Source organism: Kitasatospora griseola, assembly GCF_014648555.1.
In the GTDB taxonomy this organism is placed as follows: domain Bacteria; phylum Actinomycetota; class Actinomycetes; order Streptomycetales; family Streptomycetaceae; genus Kitasatospora; species Kitasatospora griseola.
This window is the reverse complement of sequence record NZ_BMRI01000037.1, coordinates 44,823-54,025: the sequence shown is the minus strand read 5'-3', so window position 1 is coordinate 54,025 and position 9,203 is coordinate 44,823. Positions and strand designations below refer to the sequence as shown.

Here is a 9,203-nt window from a genome sequence, read left to right as displayed (position 1 = left end):
GCCAGGGACTCGAACCCCGGACCCGCTGATTAAGAGTCAGCTGCTCTAACCAACTGAGCTAGCGGCGCTTGCTGACGGAGAGAACATTACCTGGTCAGCGCCGGAAACACACAATCGGTCCGGTTGGGGCAGGAACGTATGCTGAACGCGGCCGTCCGCTTTCTGCGAGAGGAACCGTCGTGGGCCAGCTGACCCTGCTCTTCCTGGTGCTGCTCGCCTCCGTGGTGACGATGCCGCTGGCGCGGAAGAGCAGAATCCCGCAACCGGTGCTGATGACCATGGTGGGTCTGGTGTTCGCCGTGGTGCCGCAGATTCCCAACGTGGAGATCGACCCGGAGTTCATCCTGCCGCTGGTGCTGCCGCCGCTGATCTTCGCGGTGGCGCGGCGTTCCTCGGTGCGGTACTTCAAGGCCAACGTCCGGTCGATCCTGCTGCTGGCCGTCGCGCTGGTGATCGTCACGACCACGGCCGTCGCGGGTGTCTTCTCCTGGCTGGTGCCGGCCGCGCCGCTCGCGGCGGCGGTCGCGCTGGGCGCGCTGGTCTCGCCGCCCGACCCGGTGGCGGCCGTCGCGGTGGCGGGCGAGGTCGGGTTGCCGCGCCGGCTGGTCTCGGTGCTGGAGAGCGAGGGCCTGTTCAACGACGTCACTGCGATCGTCGTGTACTCGCTGGCGATCGAGGCGGTGGTCGACGGCGACCTGTCGGTCGGGCACGCGCTGCTGCGGTTCCTGCTGTCGGCGGTGGTCGCGGTGCTGGTCGGCGTCGGACTGGGCTGGGCCAACGCCAAGCTGGCGGGCCGGCTGCAGGACCCGACGCAGCAGGTGGCGCTGAACCTGCTGGTGCCGTTCGCCGCGTACACCCTGGCCGAGGAGGCGCACGGCTCCGGCGTGCTCGCCGTGGTGGTCTGTGCGCTGTACCTGGCCGACCGGGCGTCCGACGCCGACGACGTGTCGTTCCGGCTGGTCGGCAACGCGTTCTGGGAGATCGTCGAGACGCTGATCACCGGCGTCGCGTTCGGCCTGATCGGCCTGGAGCTGTCCACCGTCCTGCGGGACGTCAAGGACACCTGGCACACCATGCTCGGCGACACCGCGATCGTGATCGCCGTGGTGGTCCTGGTCCGGCTGCTGTGGCTGCTGCCCGCCGCGTGGCTGTCCAAGCGGCTCAGCCACGGCGACGAGGACACCCCGATCAGCTGGCGGGAGACCGTGGTGCTGTGGTGGTCCGGGATGCGCGGCGTCGCCACCGTCGCGCTGGCCCTCGCCATTCCGCTGTCCCTGCACAACGGGCTGGAGTTCCCGGCCCGCAGCGAGATCATCTTCATCGCGTTCAGCGTCGTCCTGTTCACCCTGGTGGTGCAGGGCCTGACGCTGCCCTACGTGGTGAAGCTGCTCGGCCTCGACAGCGACCACGACGCGCACGAGCAGGCCGTCCGGGACCTGTGGTGGCGGGCCGCCAAGGCCGGGCTGCACCGGCTGACCGAGCTGGAGGAGCAGGACCAGCTGCCGCCGGAGATCACCGAGCGGCTGCGCGAGCGCCAGCACGACCGGCTGGCCCGGCTCTGCCCGGACCGGTACGAGGAGGAGGAGGCGCTGGAGGCGAAGCGCCGCGGCAAGAAGTGGCGGCAGGCGTTCACGGTCGAGCAGGAGATGATCGCCGCGTCCCGCCGCGAGGTGCTGATCGCCCGCGGCGAGGCCGGCGCCGACCCCGAGATCGCGGACCACGTGCTGCGGACGCTCGACCTCCAGTCGGCCAGGAAGTGACGGTCCGTCGACCGCCCGGTGCGCAGGCCCGCGGATGTCCCTGCGGCGTGCTCCGCAGGGAATAGGGTTGGGGCGGGCAAGGCTGACGACGGATGAGGCAGACGCACCGTACCGGCCGGCCCCAGCGCACCCCTCCCGCCGGACCTGCCGGTATCGGCACCCGCATGACGCAAGGAGCAACCGATGTCGGACACCCCCGCCAACGGCCGGACCCCGCTGGACCGCACTCCGCAGTGGGCCGCGCTGGGCAAGCACCGGGCCGAGCTCGGCGACCAGCACCTGCGCGAGCTGTTCGCCGCCGACCCCGACCGGGGCAGCCGCTACACCCTCCAGGTCGGCGACCTCTTCATCGACTACTCGAAGCACCTGGTCACCGACCGCACCCTGGACCTGCTGCGCCAGTTGGCCGCCGCCACCGGCGTCGCCGAGCTGCGCGACGCGATGTTCCGCGGCGAGAAGATCAACACCACCGAGGACCGCGCCGTCCTGCACACCGCGCTGCGCGCCCCGCGCGGGGCGGTCGTCGAGGTCGACGGGGAGAACGTCGTCCCGGCCGTGCACGCCGTGCTGGACAAGATGGCCGACTTCTCCGAGCGGGTGCGCTCCGGCGTCTGGACCGGCCACACCGGCAAGCGGATCCGCAACGTCGTCAACATCGGCATCGGCGGCTCCGACCTCGGCCCGGCGATGGCCTACGAGGTGCTGCGCTCCTACACCGACCGCGACCTGACGGTCCGTTTCGTCTCCAACGTGGACGGCGCCGACCTGCACGAGGCGGTGCGCGACCTGGACGCCGCCGAGACGCTGTTCATCGTCGCCTCGAAGACCTTCACCACCATCGAGACCGTCACCAACGCCGTCGCCGCCCGCAGTTGGCTGCTGGAGCAGCTCGGCGCGGGCGAGGAGGCCGTCGCCAAGCACTTCGTGGCGCTGTCCACCAACGCCCAGGGCGTCGCCGACTTCGGCATCGACACCGCCAACATGTTCGAGTTCTGGGACTGGGTGGGCGGCCGCTACTCGTACGACTCGGCGATCGGCCTGTCGCTGATGATCGCGATCGGCTCGGAGCGCTTCCAGGAGATGCTGGCCGGCTTCCGGCTGGTCGACGAGCACTTCCGCACCGCGCCCGCGGAGCAGAACGCCCCGCTGCTGCTGGGCCTGCTCGGGGTCTGGTACGGCGCGTTCTTCGACGCCCAGGCGCACGCGGTGCTGCCGTACTCGCACTACCTGTCGAAGTTCACCGCGTACCTGCAGCAGCTCGACATGGAGTCCAACGGCAAGTCGGTGGACCGCGAGGGCCGCCCCGTCGACTGGCAGACCGGTCCCGTGGTGTGGGGCACCCCCGGCACCAACGGGCAGCACGCCTACTACCAGCTGCTGCACCAGGGCACGAAGGTCATCCCGGCCGACTTCCTGGGCTTCGCCCGCCCGGTCGACGACCTGCAGGCCGGCCTGGTCGCCCAGCACGACCTGCTGATGGCCAACTTCTTCGCGCAGACCCAGGCGCTGGCGTTCGGCAAGACCGCCGAGGAGGTCGCGGCCGAGGGCGTGCCCGCCGAGCTGGTCCCGCACAAGACCTTCCGCGGGAACCACCCGACCACCACCATCCTGGCCGACGAGCTCACCCCGCACGTGCTCGGCCAGCTGATCGCCCTCTACGAGCACAAGGTGTTCGTCCAGGGCGCCGTCTGGAACATCGACTCCTTCGACCAGTGGGGCGTGGAGCTCGGCAAGGTGCTGGCCAAGAAGATCGAGCCGGTGCTGCTGACCGGTGAGGGCGGCGAGGCGCTGGACGCCTCCACCGCCTCCCTGGTCGGCCGCTACCGCGAGCTGCGCGGCCGCAAGTAGTCCGATCCGTACGACGAGGGCCCCGGGGCGATCCCCGGGGCCCTCGTCGTACGCGGCGTCAGCCGACGCGCGCCAGCAGGGAGTCCGCGTGCGCCGAGATGAGGGCGCGGGCCAGCTCCGGGTCGGGGACGGCGAGGGCGTCGGCGAGCGCCAGGTGCTCGGCGTGGTCCTCGGCGGCGTGCTCGCTGGTCGCGGTGGCGGCGGCCGAGATGCGTATCTGACGGTCCCACAGGGTCTCGTACAGGGAGGTCAGGACGGGGTTGCCGGCCGCCCGCAGCAGGGTCAGGTGGAAGTGCCGGCCGGCCTCGACCGGGTGCGGGTCGCGGTGCTCGCAGGCGGCGCGCAGCTCGGCGGCGGCGGCCGTCAGCGCGGCCGGGCCGCGCTCGGCCAGGGTGTCGACGGCGGCGCGCTCGAACAGCACCCGGGCGGCCAGCACGTTCCGGGCCTCGCCCGGGGCGATCGGGACGACCTGCGCGCCGCGCTTGGGGTACAGGCGCAGGAAGCCCTCCGACTGCAGGCGCAGGAACGCCTCCCGGACCGGGGTGCGGGACAGGCCCAGCTCGATCGCGACCACGCCCTCGGAGAGCAGCGTGCCGCCCGGCCAGGAGCCGTCGAGCAGCCGGGTGCGGACGTGCTGGTAGGCCCGCTCCGCGGTGGACTGCGGATCGGCGGCGGTCGCGGCGGTCGGGTCGGTCTGCGCGTCGGTCACTCCGCCATTCTGCCACGCGATCCCTTCTTGCATCCATGCTTGCATCTATGATGCTGGCATGCCTCCGAACGACCCCGGCCCACGCACCGCCCTGTTCGTGACCTGCCTGAACGACACCCTGTTCCCCGGCACCGGTCGCGCCACCGTCACCCTGCTGCGCCGCCTCGGCGTCGAGGTGGACTTCCCGCCGGCCCAGAGCTGCTGCGGGCAGATGCACTTCAACACCGGCTACCGCAAGGAGACCGCCAAGCTGGCCCGGCACTTCGTGGACACCTTCGGCGGCTACGACCGGATCGTGGTGCCCTCGGCGTCCTGCGCCGGCATGCCCGCCGAGGCGTACCCGCAGGCGGCGGTCGGCGACCCCGGGCTGGCCCGGGAGGTCGCCGAACTCGCGCCCCGCGTAGTCGAGTTGACGGAGTACCTGACCGACCGGCTGGGCGTCGTGGAGGTCGGCGCGTACTTCCCGCACCGGGTCACCTACCACCCGACCTGCCACAGCCTGCGCGCCACCCGGCTGGGGGAGCGGCCCTACCGGCTGCTGCGCGCCGTCAGCGGCATCGACTTCGTGGAGCTGCCCGCGCAGGACGAGTGCTGCGGCTTCGGCGGCACCTTCTCGGTGAAGAACCCGGCGGTCTCCGGCGCGATGAACGGCGACAAGGCCCGGCACGTGCTGGAGACCGGGGTGTCCGTGCTGGCCGCCGTCGACAACTCCTGCCTGATGAACATCGGCGGCCGGCTGAACCGGGACGGCCACCCGGTGCGCACCCTGCACCTGGTGGAGATCCTCGCCCGGACCGAACAGGACGGGCCGATGCCCGGCCTCCCCGTGGTGGAGGGTGCACGATGACGAGGTCGTTCCTGGGCTGGCCCGCGTTCCCGGAGGCCGCCGAACGCGAGGTCGGCAACCGGCAGCTGCGGGAGAACGTGCGCCGCGCCACCCACACCATCCGCGGCAAGCGGGCGGTGCTGGCCGCCGAACGCCCCGACTGGGAGGCGCTGCGGGACGCCGCCGCCGGAATCAAGGACCAGGTGCTGGCGAACCTGGAGAGCCACCTGCTCCAGGTCGAGGAGAAGGTCACCGCCGCCGGCGGCACCGTGCACTGGGCGCGGGACGCCGCCGAGGCCAACCGGATTGTCACCGACCTGGTCCGGGCCACCGGCGAACGCGAGATCGTCAAGGTCAAGTCGATGCTCACCGAGGAGATCGGCCTCGACGCCGCCCTCGAAGCCGCCGGGATCAACGCCCGGGAGACCGACCTCGCCGCTACCATCGTCCAGCTCGGCGACGACCTGCCCTCGCACGTGGTGGTGCCCGCGCTGCACCGCAACCGCACCGAGATCCGCGACATCTTCGTGCGCGAGATGGGCCGGCACGGCCGCCCCGCGCCCGAAGGGCTCACCGACGAGCCCGCCGAACTCGCCGAAGCGGCCCGGCTGCACCTGCGGGAGAAGTTCCTCGGCGCGAAGGTCGCCGTCTCCGGCGCCAACTTCCTGGTCGCCGAGACCGGCACCCTGGTGGTCGTCGAATCCGAGGGCAACGGCCGGATGTGCCTCACCCTCGCCGACACCCTGATCTCCGTCGTCGGCATCGAGAAGACCGTCCCGAGCTGGCAGGACCTGGAGGTCTTCCTGCAACTGCTCGCCCGCAACGCCACCGGCGAACGGATGGCCCCCTACACCAGCACCTGGACCGGGCTGGGACCATCGAAGGGGGCCGACGGCGACGGCCCGCAGACCTTCCACCTGGTCCTGGTCGACAACGGCCGCACCCGCGCCCTCGCCGACCCGACCGGCCGGCAGGCGCTGCGCTGCATCCGCTGCGGCGCCTGCATGAACATCTGCCCCGTGTACGAGCGCACCGGCGGCCACGCCTACGGCTCCGTCTACCCCGGACCGATCGGCGCGATCCTCAACCCGCTGCTCAAGGGCCTCGACGACCCGCAGACCGCGTCCCTGCCGTACGCCTCCACCCTGTGCGGCGCCTGCAACGAGGTCTGCCCGGTGCGGATCCGCTTCACCGACGTGCTGCTCGACCTGCGCGCCCAGGTCGCCGACGGCGGGAAGCACCCCGTCGAACGTGCCGCACTCGGCGCCGTCGGCGGAGTGATGGAACACCAGGCCGCCTGGAAGGCCGCCGTGAAGAGCATCGGACTGGTCGGCCCGCTGCTGCTGCCCCGGAAGATCCGACTGCCCGGCCCGCTCGGCGGCTGGACCGACAGCCGCACCGTCCCCGCCATCCCCCGGGAGTCCTTCCGCACCTGGTGGAAGCGGACCGAAGGAGACGCCAAGTGACCGACGCCCGCACCGAGATCCTCCGCCGGATCCGCGCCGCCGCCGTCCCGCCCGCGGTGGCTCCGCCCCGGCACTACCTGCGGCACGCCCCCGGCCTCGACGAGACCGACCGCCCGACCGTGCTCGCCCTGTTCGCCGAACGGCTGACCGAGTACGGGGCCACCGTGCTGCGGGCCGACACCGCCGCTGCCGCCGTGGCGCAGGCCCTCGACGGCGCACGCAGCGTGGTGGCGCCCGTCGGGCTGCCCGACGAGTGGACCGCCGACTGGAGCGGCGAGGTGCTCGTCGACCGGCCGCTGCTGGAGACCGCCCGACTCGACGCCGCCGACGCCGTCCTGACGGCCTGCACCGCCGCCGTCGCCGAATCCGGGACCCTGATCCTCGACGGCGGACCCGGACAGGGCCGGCGCGCCGCCACCCTGCTGCCCGACCTGCACGTCTGCGTGGTCCGCGCGTCCCAGGTGCACTCCGCGCTGCCCGGCGCGCTCGCCGTCCTCGACCCCGGGCGCCCGCTCACCTTCATCAGCGGGCCGTCCGCCACCGCCGACATCGAGATGATCCGGGTCAAGGGCGTCCACGGACCGCGCCGACTGGCGGTGGTCCTGCTGCCCTGAGATCAGCCCTCGGGGGTCGGCGCCGCGGAGATCGTCGGCCCCGCCGGACGCGGCGCCGGACCGTGCTGCGCCGTGTACACCAGCCCGAACCCCAGGCCGGCCACCAGCGTCACAGCCCCCGTCCACACGGACACCTGTCGCAGCCGCCGCTGCAGCCCCTCGCGCCGATGGGCGCGCAACGCCGCCGCCTCGGCCTCGGCGAGCTCGGCGTCGAGCCAGGCGGCCCAGTCGGAGTGCAGGTCGTCGGACGCCATGACCGGGACATTAGCAGCCCTTTACGCGCACCCGGCCGAGCGACGGACCCGGGCCGCCCGTGGCCGGGAACGCCGAAGGCCCCTCGCTTTCGCGAGGGGCCTTCGACCGTCTGTGCGCCGCCAGGGACTCGAACCCCGGACCCGCTGATTAAGAGTCAGCTGCTCTAACCAACTGAGCTAGCGGCGCTTGCTGACGTGGAAGACTTTAGCAGCGGCCGGGGCCGGAGCCCAAATCCGTTTCCGGCCGGAGCGCCGCGTCCCGGGCACCCGGGGTTCAGCGGGTGTTCGGCAGCAGGTCGCCCGCCTCGCGCGGGGTGCGGGCACGGGCGGCGCGGACGCAGGCCCAGAGGAGGACGGGAGCGCCCGGCAGCCAGGGCTCGCGGGTGTCGGGGGCGACGATCCAGCGTCCGCCGGCGGTGTCGGTGGAGTCCGCCGCGCGCTGGACCGGGGGGACGGTCACCGCGTCGCCGATGCCGTGGCAGAGCAGCGGCGGGACGTCCCGGGCCCACTCCTCCCAGGCCAGCAGGGTGCGCAGCCGGGCCGCGGCGCCCGGCTGCGCGAACAGCAGGGTGCGGCCGCGGAAGGCGGCCACCGGGCCGCAGCCCGGGCCGGACGCCCACAGCTCGTCGAGCACCCGGCGGCCGAACACCGAGGGCATGCTGATCACGTCGAAGACCCGGCCGCACGGCAGGACGGCCGGCGCCCACGGGCGGGCCTCCCACAGTGCGCGCATGCTGCTCGGGTACTCGCTGGCGGAGGCCAGCCACGCCTCTCCGGCGACGCTGACGTACTCGACGGCCTGATAGGTCCAGATGTCCACCCGCCCAGCGTGGACCGGACACGCCCGGGATCGCGGCGAAAACCGCGTTCACCGGACATCGGCGGCGGCGAGGGCGTACTATCGCCCGCCGCATATGCCAGTGGCCTGGCGGGGAAGTCAGTCCTGCGGGGTGCGGCGCTGCAGGCTGCGGCCGTACTCGACCATCTTCAGCGCGTAGTCGGGCGTCCACTCGGCGCGCTCGGCGATCTGCTCCGCGGAGAGCGCGTCGAAGCGGCGCGGGTCGGCGAGCTGGGCCGCGGCGATCGCCTGGAAATCCGTGGCGCGCTCCGCCGCGGCGCGGAACGCCAGCGTCAACTCGGTGGAGCGGGAGAGCAGTTCGGCCGGATCGGCGATCGACTCCAGGTCGAAGAAGCGCTCCGGCTCGGGCTCCCTGCCCTCCGGCTCGAAGATCAACTGGGCCGGGCGGATCCGACGCCCCCGATCGCCAAGCCCCGGCACGGCCGGTACGGCAGCCGGAACCGGCGTACCGCTCTGGTCGGACGTCTGCGGGTGCGAGTCGGGCATGGCGGGGCACCTCCGGGGTGGTGAACGGGAAGACGGCCGTCGTCCATTGTCGCGCGCGGACCGCAGGTAGCGGAACGGTGCGCCCCCGGTTTGCTATTCCCCACCACCGGCGCACGCCGTCCACCTCGCGCCGGGGCGCATCAGGACAGGCGCACCCGGTGCTCCGACAGACGCGCCAGCACCGCGTGGTTAGCCTCCCAGCCGTCCGGGAACTTCACCGCCACCCCCAGCTGCACCGGCTCCGTCGACGGATGCTCGTCCAACAGCTCCGCGATGCCCGCCCGGGCCACCACGATGCACGCGTGCCGGTGCCGCGACGCCAGCACGCACAGCCGGCCCGTCTCCAGGTGGAACGCCGTCGCGTCCGGGCGGCCCGACAGC

Annotated in this window: 9 protein-coding genes, 1 tRNA gene and 1 pseudogene; 5 read left to right on the top strand and 6 right to left on the bottom strand. The window is 72.8% G+C overall.

All coding sequences use genetic code 11. The features are described 5' to 3' along the window. Positions 1-179 precede the first annotated feature (179 nt). A complete protein-coding gene (locus IEZ12_RS31390) occupies positions 180-1,760 on the top strand; it encodes a Na+/H+ antiporter (RefSeq protein WP_100588673.1) in 1,581 nt (526 codons plus the stop codon). A gap of 183 nt (positions 1,761-1,943) precedes the next feature. After that, positions 1,944-3,608 carry a glucose-6-phosphate isomerase gene (pgi, locus tag IEZ12_RS31385; protein WP_189276895.1) on the top strand — a complete coding sequence of 555 codons (1,665 nt, stop codon included), beginning with the start codon at positions 1,944-1,946 and terminating at the stop codon, positions 3,606-3,608. A 58-nt stretch (positions 3,609-3,666) separates the two neighbouring features. On the opposite strand, the gene IEZ12_RS31380 is transcribed toward pgi, so the two are convergent. After that, positions 3,667-4,317, bottom strand: a complete 651-nt coding sequence (locus tag IEZ12_RS31380) for a GntR family transcriptional regulator (protein ID WP_229848377.1) — start codon at positions 4,315-4,317, stop codon at positions 3,667-3,669. A gap of 58 nt (positions 4,318-4,375) precedes the next feature. On the opposite strand from IEZ12_RS31380, the gene IEZ12_RS31375 reads away from it, so the two are divergent. Genes IEZ12_RS31375 through IEZ12_RS31365 form a run of 3 tightly spaced genes read left to right on the top strand, consistent with a single transcriptional unit; the run spans position 4,376 to position 7,223 of the window. After that, the gene (locus IEZ12_RS31375; protein ID WP_189276891.1) at positions 4,376-5,164 is read left to right on the top strand and encodes a (Fe-S)-binding protein; all 789 of its coding nucleotides are present in this window, start codon (positions 4,376-4,378) and stop codon (positions 5,162-5,164) included. Beyond that, positions 5,161-6,609 (top strand): LutB/LldF family L-lactate oxidation iron-sulfur protein, encoded by a 1,449-nt coding sequence (locus IEZ12_RS31370; RefSeq protein ID WP_189276889.1) that lies wholly within the window; start codon positions 5,161-5,163, stop codon positions 6,607-6,609. The genes IEZ12_RS31375 and IEZ12_RS31370 overlap by 4 nt, the downstream gene beginning before the upstream one ends. After that, positions 6,606-7,223 carry a LutC/YkgG family protein gene (locus tag IEZ12_RS31365; RefSeq protein ID WP_189276887.1) on the top strand — a complete coding sequence of 206 codons (618 nt, stop codon included), beginning with the start codon at positions 6,606-6,608 and terminating at the stop codon, positions 7,221-7,223. The genes IEZ12_RS31370 and IEZ12_RS31365 overlap by 4 nt, the downstream gene beginning before the upstream one ends. 2 nt (positions 7,224-7,225) lie before the next feature. Here IEZ12_RS31365 and IEZ12_RS31360 read toward each other — a convergent pair whose 3' ends face one another. The 5 genes and pseudogenes from IEZ12_RS31360 to IEZ12_RS39425 all read right to left on the bottom strand — a co-directional run. Continuing rightward, positions 7,226-7,477: a hypothetical protein gene (locus tag IEZ12_RS31360; protein WP_189276885.1), complete on the bottom strand. Its 252-nt coding sequence runs from the start codon at positions 7,475-7,477 to the stop codon at positions 7,226-7,228. Between the two features lie 113 nt (positions 7,478-7,590). Then, positions 7,591-7,664: transfer RNA gene (locus IEZ12_RS31355), tRNA-Lys, on the bottom strand. A gap of 87 nt (positions 7,665-7,751) precedes the next feature. Continuing rightward, positions 7,752-8,297, bottom strand: a complete 546-nt coding sequence (locus tag IEZ12_RS31350; protein WP_043914071.1) for a bifunctional DNA primase/polymerase — start codon at positions 8,295-8,297, stop codon at positions 7,752-7,754. Between the two features lie 117 nt (positions 8,298-8,414). Further along, entirely contained in the window at positions 8,415-8,822 is a 408-nt protein-coding gene (locus tag IEZ12_RS31345; RefSeq protein WP_229848375.1) for a DUF8844 domain-containing protein, read from the bottom strand. A 140-nt stretch (positions 8,823-8,962) separates the two neighbouring features. Beyond that, positions 8,963-9,203, bottom strand: a pseudogene (locus IEZ12_RS39425) (helicase); the annotation flags it as partial.